Origin of the sequence: Crystallibacter degradans (genome assembly GCF_012952295.1) — a bacterium.
Lineage (GTDB): Bacteria > Actinomycetota > Actinomycetes > Actinomycetales > Micrococcaceae > Crystallibacter > Crystallibacter degradans.
Window position 1 is genome coordinate 57437 of the sequence record NZ_JABBCH010000004.1, and the last position, 25991, is coordinate 83427.

The 25991-nt window shown below is 61.0% G+C and carries 23 protein-coding genes; 17 read left to right on the plus strand and 6 right to left on the minus strand.

The features are described from left to right. Nucleotides 1-3: 3 nt before the first annotated feature. Together HGO92_RS08830 and xseA are read right to left on the minus strand one after the other, a co-directional pair. On the minus strand, nt 4-270 hold the full coding sequence (locus HGO92_RS08830) for an exodeoxyribonuclease VII small subunit (protein ID WP_169993834.1): 267 nt from the start codon (nt 268-270) through the stop codon (nt 4-6). A gap of 38 nt (nt 271-308) precedes the next feature. Continuing rightward, nucleotides 309-1583, minus strand: coding sequence for an exodeoxyribonuclease VII large subunit (xseA, locus tag HGO92_RS08835; RefSeq protein ID WP_346768896.1), 1275 nt, complete (start codon nt 1581-1583; stop codon nt 309-311). Between the two features lie 148 nt (nt 1584-1731). Between xseA and HGO92_RS08840 the strand changes: the two genes are divergently transcribed. Continuing rightward, on the plus strand, nt 1732-2556 hold the full coding sequence (locus HGO92_RS08840; RefSeq protein WP_169993836.1) for a hypothetical protein: 825 nt from the start codon (nt 1732-1734) through the stop codon (nt 2554-2556). Nucleotides 2557-2572: 16 nt separating this feature from the next. Beyond that, the gene (locus tag HGO92_RS08845; RefSeq protein WP_169993838.1) at nt 2573-3658 is read left to right on the plus strand and encodes a 4-hydroxy-3-methylbut-2-enyl diphosphate reductase; all 1086 of its coding nucleotides are present in this window, start codon (nt 2573-2575) and stop codon (nt 3656-3658) included. 33 nt (nt 3659-3691) lie between these two features. On the opposite strand, the gene HGO92_RS08850 is transcribed toward HGO92_RS08845, so the two are convergent. Continuing rightward, complete coding sequence (locus tag HGO92_RS08850) at nt 3692-4903, minus strand: DNA recombination protein RmuC (protein ID WP_169993840.1); 1212 nt, start codon at nt 4901-4903, stop codon at nt 3692-3694. A gap of 112 nt (nt 4904-5015) precedes the next feature. Between HGO92_RS08850 and ychF the strand changes: the two genes are divergently transcribed. The 6 genes from ychF to HGO92_RS08880 all read left to right on the plus strand — a co-directional run bounded on the left by ychF (nt 5016) and on the right by HGO92_RS08880 (nt 13327). Further along, complete coding sequence (ychF, locus tag HGO92_RS08855) at nt 5016-6101, plus strand: redox-regulated ATPase YchF (RefSeq protein WP_169993842.1); 1086 nt, start codon at nt 5016-5018, stop codon at nt 6099-6101. A gap of 339 nt (nt 6102-6440) precedes the next feature. Next, nucleotides 6441-7796, plus strand: coding sequence for a hypothetical protein (locus tag HGO92_RS08860; protein WP_169993844.1), 1356 nt, complete (start codon nt 6441-6443; stop codon nt 7794-7796). Between the two features lie 184 nt (nt 7797-7980). Next, complete coding sequence (locus tag HGO92_RS08865) at nt 7981-8349, plus strand: iron chaperone (protein ID WP_169993846.1); 369 nt, start codon at nt 7981-7983, stop codon at nt 8347-8349. A gap of 390 nt (nt 8350-8739) precedes the next feature. Continuing rightward, nucleotides 8740-10551 carry an ABC transporter family substrate-binding protein gene (locus HGO92_RS08870; protein ID WP_169993848.1) on the plus strand — a complete coding sequence of 604 codons (1812 nt, stop codon included), beginning with the start codon at nt 8740-8742 and terminating at the stop codon, nt 10549-10551. A 194-nt stretch (nt 10552-10745) separates the two neighbouring features. Then, a complete protein-coding gene (locus HGO92_RS08875) occupies nt 10746-12287 on the plus strand; it encodes an ABC transporter permease (RefSeq protein WP_169993850.1) in 1542 nt (513 codons plus the stop codon). Then, a complete protein-coding gene (locus HGO92_RS08880; protein WP_169993852.1) occupies nt 12284-13327 on the plus strand; it encodes an ABC transporter permease in 1044 nt (347 codons plus the stop codon). The genes HGO92_RS08875 and HGO92_RS08880 overlap by 4 nt, the downstream gene beginning before the upstream one ends. A gap of 22 nt (nt 13328-13349) precedes the next feature. On the opposite strand, the gene HGO92_RS08885 is transcribed toward HGO92_RS08880, so the two are convergent. Further along, nucleotides 13350-13841, minus strand: a complete 492-nt coding sequence (locus tag HGO92_RS08885; protein WP_169993853.1) for a PH domain-containing protein — start codon at nt 13839-13841, stop codon at nt 13350-13352. A gap of 220 nt (nt 13842-14061) precedes the next feature. Between HGO92_RS08885 and HGO92_RS08890 the strand changes: the two genes are divergently transcribed. The 8 genes from HGO92_RS08890 (at nt 14062) to HGO92_RS08925 (ending at nt 24767) form a co-directional block, all read left to right on the plus strand. Next, a complete protein-coding gene (locus tag HGO92_RS08890) occupies nt 14062-15879 on the plus strand; it encodes an ABC transporter ATP-binding protein (protein WP_240974533.1) in 1818 nt (605 codons plus the stop codon). 106 nt (nt 15880-15985) lie between these two features. Beyond that, a complete protein-coding gene (locus HGO92_RS08895; RefSeq protein ID WP_169993857.1) occupies nt 15986-16522 on the plus strand; it encodes a hypothetical protein in 537 nt (178 codons plus the stop codon). 306 nt (nt 16523-16828) lie between these two features. After that, complete coding sequence (locus tag HGO92_RS08900; protein ID WP_169993858.1) at nt 16829-18460, plus strand: peptide ABC transporter substrate-binding protein; 1632 nt, start codon at nt 16829-16831, stop codon at nt 18458-18460. 124 nt (nt 18461-18584) lie between these two features. Continuing rightward, nucleotides 18585-19511 carry an ABC transporter permease gene (locus HGO92_RS08905; protein WP_169993859.1) on the plus strand — a complete coding sequence of 309 codons (927 nt, stop codon included), beginning with the start codon at nt 18585-18587 and terminating at the stop codon, nt 19509-19511. Further along, complete coding sequence (locus tag HGO92_RS08910; protein ID WP_169993860.1) at nt 19504-20460, plus strand: ABC transporter permease; 957 nt, start codon at nt 19504-19506, stop codon at nt 20458-20460. Before HGO92_RS08905 ends, HGO92_RS08910 begins: the two co-directional genes overlap by 8 nt. After that, nucleotides 20457-22148 (plus strand): ABC transporter ATP-binding protein, encoded by a 1692-nt coding sequence (locus tag HGO92_RS08915; RefSeq protein WP_169993861.1) that lies wholly within the window; start codon nt 20457-20459, stop codon nt 22146-22148. The genes HGO92_RS08910 and HGO92_RS08915 overlap by 4 nt, the downstream gene beginning before the upstream one ends. A gap of 195 nt (nt 22149-22343) precedes the next feature. Further along, nucleotides 22344-24266: a translational GTPase TypA gene (typA, locus tag HGO92_RS08920; protein WP_169993862.1), complete on the plus strand. Its 1923-nt coding sequence runs from the start codon at nt 22344-22346 to the stop codon at nt 24264-24266. Between the two features lie 9 nt (nt 24267-24275). Continuing rightward, on the plus strand, nt 24276-24767 hold the full coding sequence (locus tag HGO92_RS08925) for a hypothetical protein (protein WP_205834320.1): 492 nt from the start codon (nt 24276-24278) through the stop codon (nt 24765-24767). Here HGO92_RS08925 and HGO92_RS08930 read toward each other — a convergent pair. Together HGO92_RS08930 and HGO92_RS08935 are read right to left on the minus strand one after the other, a co-directional pair. Next, nucleotides 24764-25258: an ArsR/SmtB family transcription factor gene (locus HGO92_RS08930; RefSeq protein WP_169993864.1), complete on the minus strand. Its 495-nt coding sequence runs from the start codon at nt 25256-25258 to the stop codon at nt 24764-24766. The genes HGO92_RS08925 and HGO92_RS08930 overlap by 4 nt on opposite strands. A gap of 73 nt (nt 25259-25331) precedes the next feature. Continuing rightward, on the minus strand, nt 25332-25574 hold the full coding sequence (locus tag HGO92_RS08935) for a putative acetyltransferase (RefSeq protein ID WP_346768897.1): 243 nt from the start codon (nt 25572-25574) through the stop codon (nt 25332-25334). Between the two features lie 91 nt (nt 25575-25665). Here HGO92_RS08935 and fdxA point away from each other — a divergent pair, with 91 nt between their 5' ends. Continuing rightward, nucleotides 25666-25989, plus strand: coding sequence for a ferredoxin (gene fdxA, locus HGO92_RS08940; RefSeq protein ID WP_074703313.1), 324 nt, complete (start codon nt 25666-25668; stop codon nt 25987-25989). Nucleotides 25990-25991 lie beyond the last annotated feature (2 nt).

Below are 25991 nucleotides of genomic sequence, written 5' to 3' on the forward strand. Positions count from 1 at the left end.
AGGTTAGTCCCTGCCTGGTTCCGCCATTCCCGTTGCCGCTGGTCCGCCCGCCGCGTTGGCCCTGGCTGCGTCGAGGCGCTGCCTGGCCCCTTCCAGCCACGCTTCGCAGCGGGCGGCCAGGGCTTCGCCGCGTTCCCATAGGGCCAACGACTGTTCAAGACTGGCCCCGCCGGTTTCCAACTGGCTCACAACGGCGACGAGTTCCTCCCGTGCCTGCTCGTAGCTCAGCGATGCGACATCGGCATTTTCGACAGAATTCTCGGCATCCATGCTGGTTCCCGCTTTCGGATTGATGGTGTTGTTCAGTATTACGGAGCGACGTCGGCAGACAGTTCGCCGACGGCAACACGCACGCGAAGCCGCGTTCCAGCAGCGGCGTCAGAGCTGTCGCGCAGGACGCTTCCGTCCGGAAGCTGTACCACGGCGTAGCCACGGTCCAAGGTGTTTTGCGGCGAGAGGGAACGAACCTGCGCCCTGAGATGGGCGATGCGGTCCGAATCCCGGTGTACAGCGGCCGAGATGCAGTTGTAGGCGCGTGTGGACAAACGCTGCAGATCCTCGTGCCGGGCTTCCACCATGCTGGCAGGATTGGCCAGAACGGGACGGGAACGGATAGCGGTCAGCCGCTCGCTCTCGACCCGGATCAACTGGTCCACCCTGCGGTCCAGCATCTGCCGTGCCTGGGCGATCCTTGCGAGTTCCTCGTTGACATCGGGGACAATACGCTTTGCGGCATCGGTCGGAGTGGAAGCGCGGAGATCCGCGACCTCGTCCAGCAGGGGACGGTCCGCTTCGTGTCCGATAGCGCTGACCACCGGCGTGCGGGCAGCCGAAACCGCGCGGATCAGATCTTCACTGCTGAAGGGCAGCAGATCTTCAAGGGATCCGCCGCCGCGGGCAATGACAATGACGTCGACATCCTCGCGGGCGTCCAGTTCCAGCAATGCGCGCTGGATCTGGGTTACGGCATTAACACCCTGGACAGCGACTTCCCGTACTTCGAAGGCCACGGCGGGCCAGCGCAGGGAAGCGTTGCGGATAACGTCTTTCATGGCATCCGAGTCCCGGCCGGTAATCAGCCCGATGCGGTGCGGCAGCAGGGGAAGTGGTTTCTTGCGTTGGAGCGCGAAGAGTCCCTCGGCTGCAAGGGCATGGCGAAGCCGTTCGAGCCGCGCCAGCAGATCGCCCAGACCCACAGGGCGGATATCGCGGGTCTGCATCGAGAGCCGGCCGGTCTTGACGTACAGATCCGGCTTCAACTGCGCCACGACACGCGATCCCGGCTCAAGGGGAAACTCCAGCCGGGCCATGACACTGCCCCAGGCCACGAGGCTGAACGATGCTTCCGCTTCCGTGTCCCGCAGCGTGAGGTACGTGACATTGTTCCGCCTGTTGAGCTCAATCACTTGGCCTTCGATCCAGGTGGGCGGGACACGGTCAATGTGGCTCTTGAGCTTCTGCGAAAGCAGCCGCAACGGCCAGGGATTCTCCGCCGAGGTCTCCAGGGCGGTAGCAGGCAGTGTGGATGGCTTGGCCGGGGCATCCAGCTGGCCACCGGTGGGTGGCCCCGGGTTCTGGTTCACGTAGTGTCCCTCTCGGCGATGCTTGGCGCAGCTACAGTACAGCGATCCTTACATTCTTATCAGCTATCGCAGACATTATTGATTCTGTTCTACTTATCCCAAGAGGCATTCTGCGCCTCTCAGGAAGCCGGCGGAGAGGAGCCTGCGGATGCGTTCCGTCCTTGCCTTGATCCTTGGCCTGGTCACATTGGTGATGACCGCCGTCGCCGTGCCTGCGGCATGGACCAGCCAGAACCTGACGAACCAGCAAGGCTTCGTCGAATTGGCGGCACCCATGGGGCAGGACGCCCAGTTCCGCAGCGCCCTGGCAGAAGCCATCGCGGAAGAGGTGCGCAACCAAAGCCAGCTGCCGCCGGGGCTCCAGGAGCTGGTTGATCCCATCATCGCCAGGGCCGCCGGAGCCGTCACCGGACTGGAAGAGTTCCCGCAGGCATGGAATGAAGCTTTGGCGAAGTCCCATACTCTGACGCTGGAGGCAGAAGGCCCGGATGAGGGGGCCCTCCGGCTTGATATCGCTCCCATTGTTGCCTTGGCGATTCAGCGGGTAGCGGACACCTTAGGCACAGAGATCCCCGTACAAGAGGAGCTGATTGTCGATATCGGCCAGGCAGATCAGTTGCAATCGGTCGACCTTGTACAGCGTGTTGCCAACGAGTGGCGCTGGATTTCGGCAGGAGCGTTGGCCGGCCTGTTGCTGACCCTGTTGGTAGCGAGAAGGGCGTCGACTGCCCTTGCCTGGCTTGGTGTCGGCGCGGTTATTCTCGGCGTCGGATTCTGGCTGGCAGCGGAGGCGGCCCCGGACGTGGCCGCGCAGCACGATGCGGCCGGCCCTGTTGCCGATGCCTTTACCGCTCGGTTCGTCGAACTCGCGGCAACGTCTTTCCAGCCCTGGGCCGTCGTGCTCGCCGGGGCGGGATTGGCTGCCGCGGTGATTGGTGTAACAGCCCGCCAACTCTCGGGTCGAAGGGCCTAACGGCTAGCATGGAGGTATGAGTAGCACTGCTGTCTCCGTTCCGATGCCCACTATTCCGCGCAGGCGCCGCAGCCCCGAAGACATTGCCTCCGCCGCACCGGTCGAAGGCCCCCGCAAGGTCCTGCTTGCTGCCCCGCGCGGGTACTGCGCAGGCGTCGACCGCGCCGTCATCGCCGTCGAAAAGGCGCTCGAGCATTACGGCCCGCCGGTTTACGTGCGTAAGCAGATTGTGCACAATCTCCATGTGGTCAGCACGTTGGAAGAAAAGGGCGCGATCTTCGTCGAAGAGACAGACGAGGTGCCCGAGGGTGCACTGGTTATCTTCTCCGCCCACGGCGTTTCGCCTGCCGTCGTGCAGTCTGCCGACGAGCGCGGACTGCAGACGATTGACGCGACGTGCCCCTTGGTGACAAAGGTGCACCGCGAGGCCGTCCGTTTCGCAAAGGACGATTTCGACATTCTTCTCATCGGACATGAGGGCCATGAAGAGGTCGAGGGAACTGCCGGAGAAGCCCCCGAGCATATCCAGATCGTCAACGGTCCGGAAGATGTCGACAAGGTTGAGGTCCGGGATCCGAACAAGGTGATCTGGCTGTCGCAGACCACGCTGAGCGTGGACGAGACTATGCTGACCGTCAACCTGCTCAAGGAACGCTTCCCGACTCTGCAGGATCCGCCCAGCGACGATATTTGCTATGCAACCTCGAACCGGCAGGCTGCGATTAAGAAGATCGCCCCGCAGGCGGAACTCGTCATCGTGGTGGGATCGGCGAATTCCTCCAACTCCGTGCGCCTTGTGGAGGTGGCACTGGAATACGGCGCCAAGGCTTCCTACCGCGTGGACTTTGCGAACCAGGTCGACGAGTCTTGGTTTGAAGGCATCTCCACTGTCGGCGTGACCTCCGGAGCGTCCGTGCCGGAGGTCCTCGTGCGCGAAGTCCTGAGCCTGCTCGCTGACTACGGTTATGCCGATGTTGAGGAAGTGGTCACCGCGGAAGAGGACATCCTGTTCTCGCTGCCCAAGGAACTGCGCGCCACGCTGAAGGAAAAGGGCGACGTTTCACGCGGTCTCGGCGGCAGGGGCCCTCGGCCCGCACGCTAAACGTGGCGGGACGGGGCAGTTGCGTGCCTATGGCTAGGCACTCCGCTCCTGGTCGGCAATGAGCTCCGGTGCGGCCAACAGCCGTGGCGTGCTCTCCAATGCTTGAGGGGCAGGCGCTTCCTTCAGCGAAGACGGGTCAAAGGCACTGATCTTCCGCGCTGTCGGCAGGACCCTGGACTCCAGCGTTCCGACGAAGGCGTTGTACTTTTCCACCGAACCTTTCAGGGACGAGCCCAGCTTCGTCACATGCTCACCAAGGGTGCCGAGCCGGTCGTAGAGCTGGCGGGAGAGCTCGAAGATCTCCCGGGCATTCTCGGTGAGGACTTCCTGCCGCCAGGTGAAGGCGACCGACTTCAGCGTGGCCAGCAGGGAGACGGGGGAGACCAGGGCAACGTTGCGCGAGAAGGCGTAATCCAACAGGCCCGGTTCACTATGCAAGGCTGCTGAAAGAACGGACTCGGCGGGCAGGAAGCACAGGACGAGTTCGGGGGAGGCAGCCACCCCATCCCAGTATTTCTTGTTTGCAAGCGCGTCCACGTGTGCCTTGACGGCCTTGGCATGTGTGGCCAGCAGGCCGGCCCGCTTTTCACGTTCCTCCGCGGAGCCGAAGGACGGAAGTTCCTGGGCTTCCAGATACGCCCGCAGCGGCACTTTGGCATCCACCACGAGTGATTTGGAGCCGGGCAGATGGATCAGCATGTCAGGTCGAAGAGCGCGTTCGGCCCGCACCAGATGCACCTGCTCGCTAAAGTCCACGTGCGCCAGCATGCCGGCGGCCTCCACCACCCGGCGGAGCTGGACTTCTCCCCACTGCCCGCGCGCGGAGTTTGACTGCAATGCGGCAGTCAAGGTCTGGGTGGAGCGCAGCAACTGCTCATCGTTGAGTTGCGCGGCGCGCAGCTGTTCGGCCAGCTGGCCGAATTGTTCGACGCGGTCCCGCTCGAGCACGTTAACCTGCTGCTGGACGGTCTTCAGTTTCTCCCCGACCGGGACCAGGGCGCGAAGGACAGAGTTGTCCTGCTCGCTGCTGGCGGTGAGCTGCCGGTTCTGCTGGGCCAGCAACCGACTTTCCGCCTCGGCCGCCGCCAAACGGGCCGTTGCGTTGCCAAGCCGGGCACCGGCGTCGTCAATTTCTTCCGCGAGCACGGCGACCCTGCGGCGGTATGCCACCGCAGTTCCCGCAGCCCCGGCCGCTGCCCCAATAACCAGCATGAGCAATGTGAGCACAATCTGAAACGCATCCATAGCTCAACCATGCCAGCCGGCTATGACAATTTAGGCGAAGCCGGGGCGTCGTTTGCGCCACCGTTCCGGCCGAATCGCTGAGCCGGGTACCTCACCGGTATCCTTAGATACCGTGGCTCTTACTATTGGCATCGTCGGACTGCCCAACGTCGGCAAATCAACTCTCTTCAACGCACTGACCCGCAATCAGGTTCTGGCGGCGAATTATCCGTTCGCGACCATCGAGCCGAATGTCGGTGTGGTGCCCTTGCCGGATTCCCGGCTGGATAAGCTTGCGGAAATCTTCGGCTCCCAGCGCATCCTGCCGGCGACCGTGTCTTTTGTCGACATCGCCGGGATTGTCCGGGGCGCCTCCGAAGGCGAAGGGCTGGGTAATCAGTTCCTGGCCAATATCCGTGAAGCCCAGGCCATTGCCCAGGTCATCCGCGTGTTCGATGACCCCGATGTGGTCCACGTTGAAGGCAAGGTGGATCCGCGCTCCGATCTCGAAACCATCAACACCGAACTGATCCTCGCGGATCTGCAGACGCTGGAAAAGGCACTGCCGCGGGTTGAAAAGGAAGTGAAGATCAAGAAGCGCGACGCCGCCGAACTGGCCGCCATGGAGGCAGCCCGGAAGGTACTTGAGCGCGGGGATACGATCTTCTCCTCTGTCGAGAGCGACAAGCTCGACGTCGAAAACCTGCGGGAGCTGAGCCTGCTGACGGCCAAGCCCTTTATCTATGTCTTCAATGTCGATGACACTATTTTGGGCAGCGCCGAGCGCCAGGCGGAGTTGCGTGAACTGGTTGCTCCGGCGGACTGCGTGTTCCTTGACGCGAAGCTGGAGTCGGATCTGGTGGAGCTGGAACCGGAAGAAGCCCGCGAGATGCTGGAGATGAACGGCCAGGATGAATCGGGCTTGGACCAGCTGGCAAGGGTCGGCTTCCATACGCTGGGCCTCCAGACTTACCTGACGGCCGGGCCGAAGGAAGCACGCGCCTGGACGATCAATCAGGGCGATACCGCTCCGCAGGCAGCCGGTGTTATCCACTCCGATTTCCAGCGCGGCTTCATCAAAGCTGAAGTTGTCTCCTTCGCCGATCTCGTCGGCGCCGGCTCGATGGCAGAGGCTAAAGCACGCGGCAAGGTCAGGATCGAAGGCAAAGAGTACGTCATGTCCGACGGCGACGTTGTTGAATTTAGGTTTAATGTCTAGTCGAGTTTCGGTTCAGCCTTTCAGCTGATACTGATCCGCCCTGGCGTGGTCTTGCTCGGCGCAATGGTGCAAAACCAGTCTCTGTGGACCGCCGTCCGACCTCTTGGAGTCGGCTCGGCACCGCTCTACGATCACCACCGTTCTGCGCGAGGGCAGTGTGCAGGAGGATCTCCCGGACTGCGTCGACCTGACGCCCTCTGTGCCCCCTGAGGCTTGCTGCACCTCCTCGACAGGTTCCGTGGCGCGTAGGAGCCTCGGCATCCTCCGCGTCGGTGCGGCCAGCGGGTGGTTCATGACACGCTGGGTGGCGCTTAGCAATGTGAAGGAGCGCGGTCAGTTATGGAGTGGATCGATCGGGTGCTCGAGCCATTCGAATGGATGAGGGCGGTGCTTGCGAATCAGGGCGTACCCGGTCAGGTCTTCTTATCAGGGATCGTCGTCTACGCGATAGCTTTCGCTTTTGTCGCCCTCATCTGTCGGTGGCTTCTCCTCGCGGTAGCGCAGTTGACACGCTGCTGCGCGAAGCGACTCGCAGTCGATGCAACGCTCGCTGATGTAGTGCGGCTAGAGGCGAGCAGCGCGCGGATCGAGGGTGTGCTGCTGTGGCTCGCCACCCGTGTCGTCCGAACATCCTCTGGCGGAACGGAACGGATCACACGTCTCCCGCCTGTGCGCAACGAGCACATGGTCCTTCGTATCTTGCGGTGGATTCTCCGCAGGGTGTGGCTGATGCTCCGCTGGGTGTGCACGTTCATCGCGGCGATGCCAGGGTTCTTCCTGACCGCGTTCGGTATGGCGGTGTTGTTCGCTTCCACGCTTACCGCGTTCCCGGACCTGATACGCGCCGGTAATGCGGCATTGAGCTCCTTTCTGGAGACGGTGACGTTTTCGGAGGCCACGCTCGCCGCGATCGTTGCCGCCGTAATTCCGCTAATGCTCGTCATCGTCAAAGTGCTGGTCAGCGAGCGCACCGTCGCACGTCGATCCTTCCGCCGAGAACGCGACGTGAATGCACTCAAACAGCTGCACCGTGCGACACCGGCCCTAGCCGTGCTCGCGGGCGCGACAAGGGAGCAGATGCACGAGATGGTCCACATGTTCCGGATCGAGAAGTATCACGCTGAGCAGTGGTACAAGTGGACACAACGTACGACTCCGCGATCGCGCTACTGGAACAGGGAAGTCGATGACCATGTCGAATGTGGCCGCGACTGTCTCGTGAGTTTTGGCCCGAAAGTGCCAGTCCGTGAGCGTTCCGATGAAGTGAAGGACGCAATCGATGGGGTCCAGAGCGTTTGGAACGATGAACTGCGTGACCAGAAGTCTGTCCTTGCCCGTATCCTCACTCGGCGAGCGTGGACGGGACTGGTGTCGTTGTGGTTCTGCTTCTCGAACTCGGGGGAGTTCTGGACGCATAAGGTGCCTTCGCGCGATGAATGGAGGCGTCGCCGAATTGTATGGCAACATGATCAACTTTTATGGAGCGGCCCGACGGAGGACGACGTGGCAGCTGGCAGGGAAGTCGCAGTGGACGTTGAGTACTCCCCAGATGAGCGGTGGCTTGAGCAGGAGCTCTGCGATGTCGTGTGGAAGCTCGCCGAATTGTCACGAGAGCTCAATGATCTCGTTGATTTTGCGCAGACACTTACTCGTCCGAGCCGACTCGAACGCCTAGCGCGAGTGTCGGAAGCCTGATGTCCCGGTCGTTGCTTTGTGTAGTCCGATGGACGTTGTGATCGAAGCCCAACGCGTGCTGACCGCTCACGAATCGCAGTACCAGTGCAGTCTGGCTCTTGTTCTAAACGTTTGTATGCGCTGAAACGTGGTGGAGGGCCGCTTTAACATCTGAGGTCTGTGCCGATGATGGCAAGGTAGTCCTATGGCGATACAGCACGAGAGTGTCGACGAGTACATCAATTCGTTTCCCGAGGCCGTCCAGCCGCGGCTTCGGGAGTTGCGAAAAATAAGCCGCGCCGGCGCTCCGAATGCCGCCGAAGGACTCAAATGGGGTAACCCGGCCTACTCGCTGGGAACAATCCTGTTCGTTTTCAGTGGTCATCAAAAGCACGCAAATTTCGTCTTTACTCCGTCCACCCTGGCCGCTTTCAGCGATCAGCTCACCGAATACATGACCGGCAAAGGCTCGGTACAGCTTCCGTACAACGAGCCTGTACCCGCAGACGTGCTCACCAGGATGATTGCCTATCGTATTCGGGAGTACGAGAAGGACGGCGTGAAGTGGATGTAGCTGCCGGTGAGGTGCCGCGGCGCCAGCAAACCAGTTAGCAGCCAATAACTAAATATCATCCCGACCAGCGGTTCCGATTCCAAACGAACGGGGCCGCTGGTTCTTTTATACCCCGTTTTGCCGCGTGTTTCCGGGGATTAAGTGGTCTTGTGCTCGGCATGAAGAGTCTGCTTCGGGAAGCTATGTTGCGCCGTCGTTTGGTTGCATCTCGATAACAACCCGTTGTGAAGCAAGTTTTTTATACCCAAGAGTAGGTGTAACAGTTTACGCTCTTATGCATGTGAGGCATGCCACTTCTATGGCAGTCTTTCGGGGGTAGCCAAATCGTGCTTCCCGGATCCCGATGGGCGAACCGGCCACACACATCACTCTGAGGAACTAGGAGGCGGAATGCGTTTCGGACGTACTTCCAAAGCAATCGGTGTTGCTGCTGTCGCGGCTATGGCACTGAGTGCCTGCGCGTCGACGGGTGGCGGAAATACCGCATCCGAAGGTGCAGGTGATACCGCGGCTACCGGTGGAACCATTAGCGTCGCTGAGACCAATGCGTTCAGTTCGTTCAACTCGGACACCGCGGCAGGCAACGTTGATATCAACGGCAAGATCGCCTATATGACCCGCGGCGGTTTTTACCACATCGATAATGAACTCAACGTAGTCCGGAATGAAGAATTCGGAACGTACGAGAAGCTTTCCGATGATCCGCTGGTCGTGAAGTACACGGTCAACGAGGGAGTCCAATGGTCCGACGGCAATGCTGTCGACGCGGCCGACCTGTTGTTGAACTGGGTCGCCGAATCCGGTTACGCCAACGATGCGACGGTCGATCCGGAAACCGGTGAAGTCACCGAAGGGACTTCCTACTTTGATTATGCAGGTGACACCAGCGGGCTGGGACTGACCGAGATCCCGGAGATCGGCGACGACGGCCGCTCAATCACCTTGACCTACTCCAAGCCGTACGCCGACTGGGAGATCGTTTTTGGAGGTCTGAATGACGGCGGTGTCGGCATGCCTGCGCATGTCATAGCCGAAAAGGCCGGTCTGGCTGACGAGCAAGCCCTGATTGATTTAATCCAGGGACTGGAACGCGGTGACGCGGCGAGCCCTGCAGATCCGAATGCCGAACTGCAGGCAGTTGCCGATGTATATAACACCGGATTCGACACGAAGTCCCTGCCCGGTGACGAATCGCTCTACCTCTCCAGCGGGCCTTTCGTGGTGGACAGCATCACGCCGGACCAGTCAATCACTCTGGTACGCAATGAGTCCTATGACTGGGGCCCAACGCCGAACGTGAACGAAATTACCGTCCGGTTCATCGGTGCCGCTCCCGACCAGGTCCAGGCTCTGGAGAACGGTGAGGTGGACATCATTGCGCCTCAGCCCTCTGCAGACACAGTCGAGCTGCTCGAATCCATTGAAGGCGTCACGGTAGAAGTCGACGATCAGCTGGCTTATGACCATATCGACCTCAATTACACCGGCGTTTTCGAGGATGAAAATGTTCGGGAAGCTTTCATGAAAGCTGTTCCACGGCAGACCATCGTGGACCGCATCGTGAAGCCGCTGAAGGAAGACGCGAAACCTCTGGACTCGCAGTTCTTTGTTCCTGCCCAGGAAGCATATGAAACGTCCGCCGCATCTAACGGCTCGGAGGCATACCAGGAAGCTGACATAGAAGGCGCCAAGGAGCTGCTCAACGGAGAGACCCCCGAAGTTCGGATCATGTACAACAAGGACAACCCGAACCGCGTGGATGCCTTCGCGCTGATCCAGGAATCTGCCGAGCAGGCAGGGTTCGAAATTGTCGACGGCGGCCTGGGTGCCTCTGACTGGGGTGCTGCCTTGGGAACCGGCACCTATGATGCGTCCATCTACGGCTGGATCAACTCCGGTGTCGGCGTTAGCGGCGTACCGCAGATCTTCCGTACGGACAGCGGTTCAAACTACAACGGCTTCTCCGATCCCGAGGCCGACAAGCTGATGGACGAACTCATGGTCACCACGGACGCTGCTGCACAGGACGAGATCATCACCAAGATCGACAAGCTGGTGTGGGACTCGTTCTACGGTCTGCCGCTCTTCCAGTCGGTGGGGCTGGATGCTTACAACAGCGAACGTGTTGAAGGCGTTGTCTACCAGCCGAACCAGACCGGTGTCTTCTGGAACTTCTGGGACTGGAAAGTCAAGGGTGAGTAACTCCCTAACGTTCTAACGCGCAGGCTACTGCAAGGCGCTGGGACCATATGCAACAACGGTCCCGGCGCCTTTGCAGTCTCCTGAAACGTCCCTGACCCATTGCGGCCCTGAATCTCCCCTCTCTGATCGGAGTGCCAGCGGCGGGCAACCGGATCACATCGTCCGGGAAGTGAAAAACGAGGTTTATACATACGATGGTGACCTATATTGTGCGGCGGCTATTCACAGCCGTACTGATTCTCCTGGGTGCCTCATTCTTGGTCTACCAATTAACGGCACTGTCCGGCGACCCTCTTGCCGACCTTCGCACGAGTAACCAGCCGAATAAGGAAGAGCTCATCCAGCAGCGTATTGAGCTCCTGGACCTGAACGTGCCGGCACCCATACGCTATTTTCACTGGTTGGGAGGCGCGGCAAAATGCTTGGTTCCGTTCGCCGGCCAGTGCGATCTTGGATTTTCTATCACGGGACAGCCTGTGACCGAGGCGCTGGGCCGGGCCATGGGCATGACCATACTGCTGGTCAGCGCGGCTGCGATTCTAGCGGTGCTTATTGGTGTTTCGCTCGGCATTGTCACGGCGCTGCGTCAGTACAGCACATTGGACTATGGCGTCACCTTTATGGCGTTCCTTTTCTTCTCACTGCCGGTTTTCTGGGTAGCAGTTCTGCTCAAGGAATACGTTGCCATTGGGTTCAACAACTTCCTGCGGGAACCTCAGATACCCCTTTCATCGATAATTATCATTAGCGTGGTGAGCGCCGCAATTTGGTTCATCTGCGCTCGTGGAACTGTACCCGTCCGACTCAAGGCCGCGGGTGTCGGGTTCGTGCTGGCTGGCGGGGTCCTCTGGCTGCTGTCGGCGACGTCTTGGCTCAGCTCTCCAGGGCTTGGGCTACCGGTTATCGCGGTCACGGGTGCGGGAATCGCCTTCGGCGCAACCTTGTTGACTGCGGGCTTGAAGAACCGGCGGGCACTGTATTCGTCCCTGACGATGGTTGCCGTCGGCATCGTGGTGTATTTTCCCATCCAGCCGCTGCTGGCCCAGGCAACAGGCCTGATGGTTTTCCTGTTGGCCGTAGCGACAATCCTGGTGGGGCTGGGAGTCGGATACGTCATGGGGGGCTACGACAGACGCCAGAACATGAGCGCAGCCGTTATTACGTCGTTCCTGACCGCGGGGCTGGTCCTTCTGGACCGGTACATGCAGGCATGGCCTGCCTACTTCAACAACGACAGAGTCAACGGCCGGCCCATCGCCACCATTGGTGCAGAGACGCCGAACCTGGAGGGGGACTTCTGGGTGCACGGCTTGGATACCTTTACCCATTTGCTTCTGCCCACCATCGCACTGCTGCTCATTTCACTGGCCTCCTACAGCCGGTATTCGCGGTCTTCGATGTTGGAAATCATGAACATGGACTACATCCGCACCGCACGGGCGAAGGGGCTCGGCGAGCGGACGGTGGTCATGCGCCACGCGTTCAGAAATGCGTTGATTCCCATTGCCACCATCGTGGCCTACGACATCGGCGGACTTATCGGCGGTGCCGTCATCACCGAACGGGTGTTCGCGTTTGCCGGCATGGGGCAACTCTTTATTCAGGCCCTCGAGCATGTTGATCCGAATCCCGTCATGGGGGTTTTCCTGGTCACGGGTATCCTGGCGCTCGTCTTCAACCTCATAGCGGACCTCGTCTACTCCGCTCTGGACCCGAGAGTGAGGGTTAAGGCATGACCACCACGAGTACTATTTCAACTAAACCTGCGGTGCCGGAAGAGAAGGCAGGACTAAGCCAAGGGCAGATTGTCCGCAAGAGGTTCATGGGCAACACCGCCGCACTGATCAGCCTGGCGCTGTTCTTGCTCATTCTCGTTCTGGCTTATTCCGCGGGCGGTTTCTTCGGTTTGCCGGGCTGGTGGAAATACACCTATAACGAGGTCAATGATCTGGCCAATGGCGGAGAGCCTACACTGCAGCTTTTCCCGTTCAGCTTGGGAGACCACCCGTTCGGCCAAGATCGGCTGGGTAGGGATACGTTCGCCCAGACGATGCGAGGCGTGCAGATTTCGGTAGCCGTCATGTTCATTATCGGCATCGTCGGTGGCGCGATCGGCGTCGTGGTCGGAGCTGTCTCTGGTTTCTTCCGCGGCAGGATCGAGGCGGTGCTCATGCGCCTCACGGATGTCGTCATCGTGATTCCACTGATCATTCTGGCGGCCGTTCTCGGGCAACTTGCTGCGCGTTGGATTCCAGCGGGAATCCAGCCCTATTTCTTGGGCCTGTTCGTCGGACTTGTCGCCTGGACGGGTCTCGCCCGGCTGGTGCGGGCGGAATTCCTGTCCCTGCGGGAACGCGAATTCGTGGATGCGGCACGTATCGCCGGTGCCTCGAATGCCCGAATCATCTTTAAGCACATTCTGCCCAACGCCGTGGGCGTCATCATTGTCAGCGTGACGCTGAGTATGTCCGCTGCCATTCTGCTGGAAACCAGCCTGTCCTACATTGGCATGGGTGTGAAGGCACCCGATGTTTCGCTGGGCTCGCTGATCAGCCAGAACCAGGAAGCGTTTTCGACCCGCCCGTGGCTCTTCTGGTGGCCCGGACTTTTCATTGTTGCCATCTGCTTGTGCATCAACTTCATCGGGGACGGACTGCGCGACGCTTTCGACCCGCGGCAGAAGAAGTTCAATGTCAGGAAAGCCGGTGCGGCGGCCGCACCGGATGGTGGCCAGCGCGCCGCGGACTACCGGACGAAGAAGGCTTCAGATGGCTGAAGATCTTCTTGATGCACGGTGGTCAGCCGGTCAACGACAGCACGCTGGCTACAACCAGGGCTGCTGCCGCAACAAGAACCGGCCAGTTCGGCCTTTTCGTGACGGTAGCCGTGTCCGCCTCGCCAGTAGCCACGGCGCCGGAAGCGATCAGTCCGGCCCAGCGGGAGCGGACATGGAAGGCCGCGGCACCCGAGTCGGAATTAGACAGGTCACCGGGACGCACGGACTCGCCCGGCCCATAGGTCACCTCAGGCAGCCCGCGGACATGCCCCGGCTGTGCTCGCTGGACACCGAAGATGCCAGGCGCCGGCGCCGCCCATGCGGCGAACTTTCCCTTTGGGGTCACCAATGTCAGCGCGTATTTCGTATCAACCATGATCAGGGCATTCCACGGAACCTGTACCGTCAGCAGAGGATTGCGCAGCGCCACGCCGTCGCTGGAAACAACGACGGCCGGGTACCAGGCCAGCCACCACGCCAGGTACCCAAGGGCTACCAAAGGCACAAGAGGCACGAGAGCCGGGAATCCATGCGTCACGGCCGTGGAAAGCACGCTGAACAACACAACGAGCCAGACAACACCCGTCAACCAAGCGGCACTTCTCGGCCGGAAAACAACAGGAGCGTCGGTGTCATGACTGGACATGCTTCCATCGTGTCAGGGTCATGCGCCACATCACTAATGGAACAAGCCGGCTGGGAGCAGTTGGAAGGACAAACCCGCAATGACTGAAATGATCGATCCTGCCATCCCCGTCTATACCGGAACCCCCGCTGGCGGCGCAGAACCGCCGGTGCTGGAGGTTTCAGATCTGAGCGTCGATTTTGGTGTGGAGAAGGAGTGGGTGCCGGCCGCCATCGATCTGAACTACAAGGTCTCGGCAGGCGAGGTGCTCGCCATTGTCGGTGAGTCCGGTTCGGGCAAAAGCGCCAGCTCCATGGCGCTTCTGGGATTGTTGCCGGCCAACAGCCGTGTGCGCGGCAGCGTGAAGCTCAACGGCCGGGAGATTCTGGGACTCAATCCCAACAAACTGCGCCAGCTTCGAGGCAATGACGTGGCCGTTATTTTCCAGGAACCGATGACGGCGATGAACCCGGTGTACACCATCGGCTTTCAGATTGTGGAGACGCTGCGCCTGCACAATGCCATTTCTCCTGACGAAGCCAAAGACCGTGCCATGCGCCTGCTTGAGCTAGTCGAGCTGCCCGATCCGGAGAAAGCATTCAAATCCTATCCCCATCAGCTGTCCGGCGGACAACGGCAGCGCGCCATGATCGCGCAGTCGCTGTCATGCGATCCGAAGCTGCTGATCGCCGACGAACCGACCACTGCTCTTGACGTGACGGTCCAAGCGGAGATCCTGGACCTGATGCGCAATCTACGCAACAAACTGGACAGCGCCATCGTCCTGATCACCCACGACATGGGTGTGGTCGCCGATCTGGCGGATCGTATCGCCGTGATGCGGCGTGGCCGGATCGTCGAAACGGGAACGGCGCAGGAGATCTTCAACGACCCGCAGCATGAGTACACGCAGCAACTGCTGGCTGCCGTGCCACACCTGGGGGGCCATCACACTGGCAACGACGACATCGATGTCACCGCCGCCCTCGCTGCAGCAACGGGAATTAGCCTCCGCGAGGTTGATGAGACGGAGCTAAAGCGTAGGGAAGCTGCCAACGAGGCGGCACTGGGCATGGTTGCCCGAGAGAGAGAACATGGCGATCCGGTCCTGGAACTGACCAATGTTGCCATCGAATACCCGAAGCAGGGCAGAGTACCGGCATTCCGGGCGGTGGAGGGAGCCAACCTCGCCATTTATCCAGGCCAGGTCGTAGGCCTTGTCGGAGAATCGGGATCCGGTAAAACCACTATCGGTCGTGCCGCCGTCGGCCTTCTGCCGGTGGCCGAAGGCTCCCTGAAGGTTGTCGGTCGGGAGATAGCGGGAGCCAGCCGAAAGCAATTGCACGCACTCCGGCGTCAAGTCGGCATGGTCTTCCAGGATCCTTCTTCGTCGCTGAATCCGAGGCTCCCTATTGGAGAAAGTATTGGCGAGCCCATGTTCCTTGCCGGTGTCGCCAAAGGCGCGGCCCTGCAGCGGAATATCGAGACGCTGCTCGATCAGGTTGAGCTGCCCCGCGGCTACCGGAACCGCTATCCACACGAGCTCTCTGGTGGGCAGAAGCAGCGTGTGGGAATTGCCCGGGCCCTGTCTTTGGAACCGAAGCTGATGGTTGCGGACGAGCCGACCTCGGCGCTGGACGTCTCCGTCCAGGCGACTGTCCTGGAACTTTTCCAGAATCTGCAGCGTGAACTTGGTTTCGCCTGCCTCTTCGTCACCCACGACCTTGCAGTCATCGATGTCCTGGCTGACCGGATCTGCGTTATGCGGCACGGGAGCATCGTGGAGCAGGGCACACGCGACCAGATACTCCGCCATCCGCAGGAGCTGTATACGCAGCGTCTGCTGGCAGCGGTACCGCTGCCGGATCCCGACAAGCAGCGTGAGCGCAGGGAGTTGCGTGCACAACTCCTGGCCACGGCTGATTAGTCCCTTGCCCTCTCCACCATCCATAGCTCCGGGGTCCGGTCCGTGAAAGGATATTGACCGGACCCCGGTGGTCTTTCGCTACGTGGCGGAAACGAAGGAGTAATCGATGATCCGCACCATGAACATTGAGGCGATCGAACGAGGCATCGGCAGGTCATGGACTGAAGTCGAGGAGTTCCTGACCTCCATCGATGCCAAAGAGAAGAGTCATAAGGAGATCGCCCAAGCCCTGCAGGATGCCGGTCTGGCCACGGACTGGTGGGCGCAATCGGCCACAGTCGCTTTCGAGCAGTTGATCGGGCGGCGCGTGCCGGGGCAGGACTGTGATGGCAGATTCCAGACTTCTACGAGCAAGACAGTGCCCGGCACCATGGACGAGGCCAGGGACAAGTGGGTAGCCCTGATCGGGGCCGCTCAGGATTTTTCCGGAGTCGGTATCAGCAGAGGTCCGGAACTGAGTGAAACCCCCAAGTGGCGCTACTGGCGCTGTGGCCTGGCCGACGGTTCGCGGGTGAACGTCAACATCTATGAAAAGGCCCCGGGCAAGTCAGCGCTATCTCTGCAGCACGAGAAGCTGGAAACGCCGGAGCAGTTGGATCATTGGAAGTCCTTCTGGAAGGCGACGCTAATCCAACTCACCTAGCTGCATCTACGAGGACAGACACGCCCGAGCGCCAGTTCCGTCTACCGATGCAAAAACGTTACATCCTGATTTCGGCTAATACCGCCACTTCCCGCACTGACGCGGGAGAATGGCGCTGAACGGGCTTGCCGGCCGCCTCCTTGGGGCAAATTGCAACCCAATCGAAAACCCAATACTGTTACCGAGGTCACAGGTCGGGAATATCCTGATCACGACCAAAAGTTGGGGCGGACTCAGATTCAAGTTCGCTCTGGCTGGCCCGGCGCAATCCGATGCCGGGCGTTCCGACTGCAAAGAGGAATCGACATGCGTTTCGCGCGAACATCGAAACTGATCGGCCTGGCCGCAGCTGCTGTCTTGGCCCTGAGTGCGTGCGGTGGAGGAGGTGGCACCGAAGGCGGAGAGGGCAACGCTGCTGCAGTTATTACCGCCAACAGTACGGAGCCGCAGAATCCGCTGATCCCCACCAACACGAACGAGGTCGGCGGCGGCCGCGTGGTGGACCTCCTCTTCGAGGGGCTGATCAGTTACGATGCCGAGGGCAAACCGGTCAACGAGATGGCGGAGTCCATCGAGACCGAGGATTCGCAGAACTACACGATCAAGCTCAAGGCCGACCAGACGTTCACGAACGGCGAGCCCGTTACTGCCAACTCCTTCGTGGATGCCTGGAACTACGGCGCTGCGGCCGAAAACGCACAGCTTGGCCAGTACTTCTTCGAGAGCATCGCCGGGTACGACGAAGTCAGTGCCGAAGGCAGCACCAAAAACGAGATGTCCGGCCTGAAAGTCGTCGACGACCTGACGTTCACTGCTGAACTTGCCCAGCCGGAATCCGACTGGCCGCTGCGGCTTGGCTACACGGCCTTCTCGCCGCTTCCCGAGGTTGCCTTCGAAGACATGGAAGCCTTTGGCAATAATCCGGTGGGCAACGGCCCGTACATGCTGGCAGACGAGGGCGCCTGGCAGCACGACATTCAGATCGCATTGACGCCCAACCCTGATTACCAAGGAACCCGCACGCCGAAGAACGGGGGCATCACCTTCAAGTTCTACTCCGGTTTCGAAGCCGCGTACCAGGACCTGCTGGCGAACAACCTCGATCTGCTCGACACGATCCCACCGAGTTCGCTGGCGAACTTCAAGACGGACCTCGGAGAGGGCCGTTGGCTGGAAAAGGCATACGCCGGAAACCAGACCATCACCATCCCGCAGTACCTCGATGAGTGGACCGGCGAGGCCGGCGAACTGCGCCGCAAGGCCATTTCGATGGCCATCAACCGCGACGAGATTACTGAAGTCATTTTCTCCGGCGGACGCCAGCCCGCAACCGAATTCACCGCTCCTGTTCTCGACGGATACGACGAGAGCATCCCGGGCAGCGAAGTGCTTGAATACAACCCCGAAGAAGCCAAGAAGCTTTGGGCGCAGGCCGATGAAATCGATCCCTGGGGCGACCGGACTTTCACCATCGCTTCGAACGCCGACGGCGGCCACAAGGAATGGATCGAAGCCGTCGTCAACGGCCTGAAGAACGACCTGGGCATCGACGCGCAGTTCGAACCGTACGCAACCTTCGCCGAAGTCCGCACCAAGATCACGGCCAAGGACATGACCGGAGCATTCCGCACCGGCTGGCAGGCGGATTACCCGTCGCTGTACAACTTCCTCGGTCCGCTGTTCGGCACGGGTGCTGGTTCCAACGACGGCGAGTATTCCAGCGAAGCGTTCGATAAGAAGCTCAACGAGGGTCTGAACGCCGAAACTCCCGAAGAAGGCAACGCCATCTTCAACGAGGCGCAGGAGATCCTGCTCCAGGACCTACCGGCGATCCCGCTCTGGTACCAGGTGCGGCAGGTGGGTTGGAGCGAGAACGTCGAGAACGTCGACACCGCCTGGAACGGTGTTCCGATCTACCACAACATCACCGGCAAGTAAGAACCATCTAACGGCTGTTCGGGGGCCGGCCATCCTTGGCCGGCCCCCGAACTGTGCCGGACTCGCAAAGAACAGGCATGTGAATGACTAGTCTCCTGCTGGTTCCGTCGGAAGAAGCTACACAATGACGTGGTACATCATCCGGCGGTTCCTCCAAATGATCCCCGTCTTCTTCGGGGCAACCTTCCTCGTGTATTTCCTGGTATTTTCGTTGCCAGGCGACCCCATCCAGGCGCTGTTCGGCGACCGTCCGGTCAATGAAGCAGTTGCCGCCCAGCTCAGAGAGCAATACAACCTCGACGAGCCCTTCCTCGTGCAGTATTTCCTCTACCTGAAGAACCTGGTCACCTTTAATCTGGGCAATGATTTCTCCGGCAGGCCCGTGGCCGAGGTGCTGGTCCAGATCTTCCCCGTGACGATCAGGCTGGCGATCCTGGCCCTGATCTTCGAGGCCGTGTTCGGCATTATCTTCGGCGTCGTTGCCGGCCTGCGGAAGGGCAAGCTGTTTGACGGCACCGTCCTGGTGGCTTCCTTGATCGTCATCGCGATCCCCATCTTCGTGCTGGGCTTTGTGATGCAGTTTGTTGTCGGAGTGAAACTCGGTTGGGCGAAGCCCACGGTCGGTGGCGATGCCGGTTGGCTTGACCTGATCCTTCCGGCGATCGTGCTCGGACTGGTGTCCTTTGCCTATGTGCTGCGTCTAACCCGAACGTCGATCATCGAAAACATGCATGCGGACTACGTGCGCACAGCGACGGCCAAGGGCTTGAGCCGGCAGCGCGTCGTCGTCGTGCATATCCTGCGGAACTCTATGATTCCCGTGGTCACCTTCCTGGGAGCGGATCTCGGAGCACTTATGGGTGGCGCAATCGTGACGGAAGGGATTTTCAATGTGCCCGGTGTCGGCCAGCGACTCTACCAGTCCGTGCTCCGCGGCGAAGGGCCGACCATTGTGTCCATTGTCAGCGTGCTGGTGATGGTCTACATCCTGGCCAACCTGCTGGTCGATGTTCTGTACGCCTGGCTTGATCCGAGGATTCGTTATGCCTGAGAAACGCACTGAAAAGATCGAACACTACGTCGCTCCGTTGGATGAGACTCCGCTTCATGCCACGGACAACGTGGCTGAGGACGTACAGCCGCTGAGCCTCTGGGCGGAGGCATGGCGGAATCTGCGCAAGCAACCGTTGTTCATCATCTCGACCATCTTGATTGTCCTGATCGTCTTCGTCGCGCTCTTCCCGGGCGTCTTTACCCAAACGCCGCCCAACCAGAACTGCCTGCTGGCGAATTCCGACGGGGATCCGGTACCCGGGCACCCGATGGGCTTCACGCTGCAGGGCTGTGACGTTTTTTCCCGGATCATCTACGGTACGCAGGCGTCCCTCACGGTGGGCATCTTCGCCACCTTGGGGGCACTGATCATCGGTGGAACCCTTGGTGCGATCGCGGGCTTCTACGGCGGCTGGCTCGATTCGGTGATCGCACGGCTGGGCGACGTATTCTTCGCCCTGCCGCTGATTCTCGGAGCCATCATCATCATGCAACTGCCCTTCTTCAGGGAAAACCGCAACGTCTGGACGGTTGTCATCACCTTGACGGTGTTCGGATGGCCCCAGATTGCCCGGATCACCCGCGGCGCGGTCCTTTCCGTGCGGAACGCGGACTTCGTGACTGCGGCCAGATCCTTGGGCGTCTCCCGGCCGGCGGCGCTGGTGCGGCATGTCATTCCGAACTCGCTGGCGCCGGTCATCGTTGTGGCCACCGTTAACCTCGGCATCTTCATCGTCGCCGAGGCAACGCTGTCCTTCCTTGGTATCGGGCTGCCGCCGGACGTGATGAGCTGGGGCAACGACATCTCCTCGGCGCAGGTTTCCCTGCGTTCGAATCCCTCCACCTTGCTGTGGCCCGCCGCCGCACTCTCCGTTACCGTCCTGAGCTTCATCATGCTTGGGGACGCTCTGCGGGATGCCCTGGACCCGAAGGCCAGAAAACGATGACAGTAATCAACGAAGTCAATAGCAACGAACCTCTGCTGGAAGTCCGCGATCTAGCCATCAGCTTCACCACGTCCACCGGTGAGGTGCAGGCGGTTAAGGACGCCCATCTGACAGTGATGCCGGGTGAGACGGTGGCGATCGTGGGGGAGTCCGGGTCAGGAAAGTCCACGACGGCGCTGGCCGCCATCGGGCTGCTGCCCGGCAACGGCAGGGTCAGCGGCGGCCGGATTACCTTCGCCGGCGAAGACCTGACGGGGGCCAGCAGCAAGCGCATTGTTGAGCTGCGGGGCAGCTCCATCGGTATGGTCCCCCAGGATCCCATGTCCAACCTGAATCCAGTGTGGAAGATCGGTTTCCAGGTACGGGAGACGCTGAAAGCCAACGGTCTCCCCGCCGGGCCTTCCGACGTCGCCAAGGTGCTGGCCGAGGCGGGGCTGCCGGACGCAGAACGGCGCGCCCGACAGTTCCCGCATGAGTTCTCCGGCGGCATGCGGCAGCGTGCGCTGATCGCGATCGGTCTGTCCTGCCGTCCGCGGTTGTTGATCGCCGATGAGCCGACGTCTGCCCTGGACGTCACCGTACAGCGGCAGATCCTGGACCATCTGGAAACCATGACGGCGGAGCTTGGCACGGCGGTGCTGCTGATTACCCACGACCTTGGCTTGGCGGCAGAACGCGCACGGAAAGTCGTGGTCATGTACAAGGGCCGCGTTGTGGAGTCCGGCCCCGCCCATGCGATTCTGACCAACCCGCGCCACCCCTACACCAAGCGGCTTGTGGAGGCGGCGCCGTCGCTCGCCTCCCGCCGGATCCAGTCTGCCAAGGCGGCTGGAATCGAGACGGGGGAACTGCTGGCGCCGGCAGAGGCATCCGCGGAAACGGCCGACAACGTCATCGAGGTCAGCAACTTGACCAAGGTGTTCAAGTTGCGGGGAGGGTTCGGCAAAACCACCAACTTCAAGGCAGTGGATGATGTGTCCTTCGCGATCAAACGCGGAACCACCACTGCAGTGGTGGGGGAGTCCGGCTCGGGTAAATCCACGGTCGCCAGGATGGTGCTGAACCTCGAGGACCCGACGAGCGGGAAAATCCGGTTCGACGGCGTCGATATGGGCTCCCTCAAGGGGAAGGAACTGCTGGCTTTCCGCCGTCGGGTCCAGCCGATCTTCCAAGACCCATACGGCTCGCTGGATCCGATGTACAACATTTTCCGCACCATCGAGGAGCCGCTGCGCGTACACAACATCGGCGACAAAAAGAGCCGCGAAGCCAAAGTGCGCAGGCTGCTGGACCAAGTGGCCCTGCCTGCCTCGGTCATGCGGCGGTTCCCGAACGAGCTCTCGGGCGGCCAGCGGCAACGAATTGCCATTGCCCGTGCTTTGGCTCTCGATCCTGAAGTGGTGATCTGCGACGAAGCGGTATCGGCCCTGGACGTGCTGGTGCAGGACCAGATCCTGAACCTGCTGGCAGACCTGCAGCACGAACTGGGCCTGAGCTATCTGTTCATCACCCACGACCTGGCAGTGGTGCGGCAGATTGCGGATCATGTCTGTGTCATGGAGAAGGGCAGGGTGGTCGAAGCCGGCACGACGGATGCGGTCTTTGACGAACCTGGGCAGGAATACACCCGCGCCCTGTTGGCGGCTATCCCGGGATCAAGTCTGGAATTGCCTCCCGAGGTAGCCTGACGCGGATTCCACCTAAGTAGCAGGCAGGATCGGGGCCGTGCAGCAGAATCCGCGGCCCCGATCCGGCGTGCCCGGAAAATCTGCATTAGGTGAGGATTTCCCTATGCCGCTAGAATATACATGCCCCCTTTTGAGGGCGCACGGCTGCGCATTTCGCCGTCCCTTTAGTTCTCCACCTGAATTGAGCATTCTCGCATGTCTGAAACCACCACGTCGACGCAGAGCGCCGTCCGCAGCGACCTTCGTAACGTCGCTATCGTTGCCCACGTTGACCACGGTAAGACCACTCTGGTGGACGCCATGCTGAAGCAGACCGGGGCATTCTCAAGCCATGGCGATGTCGAAGAGCGCGTCATGGACTCCGGTGACCTGGAGCGCGAAAAGGGTATTACCATTCTGGCGAAGAACACCACCGTGTTCTATTCCGGTCCCTCCGCCAAGGGCGAAAATGTCACCATCAACGTCATCGACACTCCCGGCCACGCCGACTTTGGTGGCGAGGTTGAGCGCGGCCTGTCCATGGTCGACGGCGTTGTGCTGCTGGTTGATGCTTCCGAGGGCCCGCTGCCGCAGACCCGCTTCGTGCTGCGCAAGGCACTGGCTGCCAAGCTGCCCGTCGTGCTTCTGGTCAACAAGACCGACCGCCCCGATGCCCGCATTGACGACGTCGTCGCCGAATCGATGGATCTGCTGCTCGGCCTCGCCTCGGACCTCTCCGACGAAGTTCCGGACCTGGACCTGGACGCCGTGCTGAACGTGCCGGTGGTCTATGCGTCCGGGAAGCTCGGACGCGCCTCGCTGGAGCAGCCCGCGGACGGCACCGCTCCTGACAATGAAGACCTGGAGCCGCTCTTCGCGACCATCATGGAGCACATCCCGGCACCTACCTACAATCCGGCCGGTGTGCTGCAGGCACACGTGACCAACCTGGATGCTTCCCCGTTCCTGGGCCGCCTGGCCCTGCTGCGCATCTACAACGGCACACTGAAGAAGGGCCAGACGGTTGCCTGGGCCCGCCAGAACGGCGAGCTGAAGAACGTGCGCATTTCCGAACTGCTGGCGACCAAGGGCTTGACCCGCGTTCCGGCCGAAGAGGCGGGCCCGGGCGAAATTGTCGCCGTCGCCGGCATCGAGGAAATCACCATCGGTGAGACCCTGACGGACGCCGAGAACCCGCAGCCGCTGCCGATGATCACCGTTGATGATCCGGCCATCTCCATGACCATCGGTATCAACACTTCCCCGCTGGCCGGCAAGGTCAAGGGCGCCAAGGTCACCGCGCGCCAGGTCAAGGACCGTCTGGACAAGGAACTGATCGGCAACGTGTCGCTCAAGGTCCTGCCGACCGAACGTCCTGATTCCTGGGAGGTCCAGGGCCGCGGCGAGCTGGCGCTGGCCATCCTGGTGGAGCAGATGCGCCGCGAGGGCTTCGAGCTCACCGTCGGCAAGCCGCAGGTGGTTACCAAGACCATCGACGGCAAGATCCATGAGCCCATGGAGCACATGACCATCGACGTACCCGAAGAGTACCTCGGCGCCGTCACCCAGTTGATGGCCGCCCGCAAGGGCCGCATGGTCAACATGGCCAACCACGGCACCGGCTGGGTCCGGATGGAATTCATCATTCCCGCCCGCGGCCTGATCGGGTTCCGCACCCGGTTCCTGACCGAGACCCGCGGCGCCGGCATCGCCGCGTCCATCTCCGAAGGCTACGAGCCGTGGGCCGGCCCGATCGAATACCGCACCAACGGTTCCATGGTTGCAGACCGCGCCGGCGTCGTGACGCCGTTCGCCATGATCAACCTGCAGGAACGCGGTTCCTTCTTCGTTCCGCCGACCTCGGAGGTCTACGAGGGCATGATCGTGGGCGAGAACTCCCGCGCCGACGACATGGACGTGAACATCACCAAGGAAAAGAAGCTCACCAACATGCGTGCCGCTTCCTCGGACAGCTTCGAGAACCTGACCCCGCCGCGGATCCTCACCCTGGAGGAATCCCTCGAATTCGCCCGCGAGGACGAATGTGTCGAGGTCACCCCTGAATCCATCAGGATCCGCAAGCTGATTCTTGACTCCAACGAACGGGCCAAGGCAAGCCGCGCCCGCGCCAAGGCCTAAACTGGTCCTATGACTGAACAGAGGCAACCCACGGACTATGGAAGTGGGTTGCCTCCGGCTTTTAAATCCCCAGATGCCCAAGGCTCGGTGTCAAGAGTACGACGCCGGCAACATCCGTTGGCAGGGTGGGGCACCGCCGTCGTTGGTGGCGTTATCGCCGCCGCGCTGGGCACCAATCTCCACGGTCAGATTGCCTACGCAGGGGACCAGGTTTACCCGTGGGGAGCGGTCCTGGCGCTGGTTTTCGCTTTCGCGGTGATGGTCTGGGTTGGCATGCGGGCGAACAATGTCCTGGCCACGGGCCTGACCGGCATGGTGACCTACCTGCTGGTGGGCATCATGGCCACCAGTGTCTTCGGCGATCCGCTCATCGTTACCGAGACCACGGCCGAGATTCAGCTGGGCATCGAACTCGCCGGAAAGATCTGGATGATCGGGCTGGCAGTCGCCGTCGTGCTGGCCATCATGGCCGCCGCCTGGGCGCTCAAGCCGCGGCGCTAGTTGGCTGTGCGGTCCACGTGGTGGGCGAGGAAGATCGACGTCGCGGTGCCGTCCTCATCCGCCGGCCGGCGGGCATAGTCTTCCAGCACGGCGCGGATCTTGTCCATCATTTCCTTGCGGTTGGCATCATTGAGCTTGATGCCCATTCTGGTGGTTTCAATCTCGTCCGGGGCGAGCCCGTCGATCTCCTGCAGGAACGTCTCGACCAGGACGGGTGCGGCGTCGGGCATTTTGGCGCCCCAGGACATCCGGGTAGCCCGATAAGGAACTTCCTTGGCCCCGCGGTTGCCCTTGCGCGGTTCTTCAGCCTCGAGGAACCCGGTGTTGAGCAGGGTCCGCACGTGGTGCAGCGAGGTGGCCGGATTCATTTCCAGCAGTTCCGCGATCTCCTTATTGGTCCGCGAGCGGTGCAGGCAGAGTCGCAGTATGCGGAGGCGGACAGGGGAGCTGAGCGCGCGTCCGGTAGCTTGAAGGTCCTGGTCCGTTGGCATGTACCCAGCATACGTGAGGCAGCACCGATGATTGATGTTTCTCAATCACAAATATGGACTTCGGGCGTAACAGCTAGGGGGCCGGCTGGCGAGGTGCTCTCGGCGCCGGGGGAGGAGGCACTTCCTTCGCGGCCTCGACCCGGTCCAGCGGGACCACAACGTCGCCCCGGCGCGTGCGGACCGTGCACTCGGTGGCGTCGAGGCTGACCAGGTAGCCCAGCGCGTCCGTGACGCCGTCGTCAATGCGGTAGCGTACCACTACCCTGGTCCCGGGCGCTGCTCCTCGCAGGAAGTCCAATGGCGTAGCCGATCTCACCCCTTCATAGTACGTGTGACATCGGCCGCTGTTAGATAATGGACCAAGCGATACCCTTGGTGGTAGCTGACAACGAAAGGTGCTCAAGGACGTGACGTATGTAATCGCACAGCCGTGCGTGGATGTCAAAGACAAGGCGTGCATTGAAGAATGCCCGGTGGACTGCATCTACGAAGGCGAGCGTTCTCTCTACATTCACCCCGACGAGTGTGTGGACTGCGGCGCTTGTGAACCCGTGTGTCCGGTCGAGGCCATTTATTACGAAGATGACACCCCCGAGCAGTGGGCCGAGTACTACAAGGCCAACGTGGAGTTCTTCGACGATCTCGGCTCCCCGGGCGGTGCCGCCAAGATCGGCAACACGCACAAGGACCACCCGATCATCGCCGTGCTTCCTCCCCAGAACCAAGAGTAGGC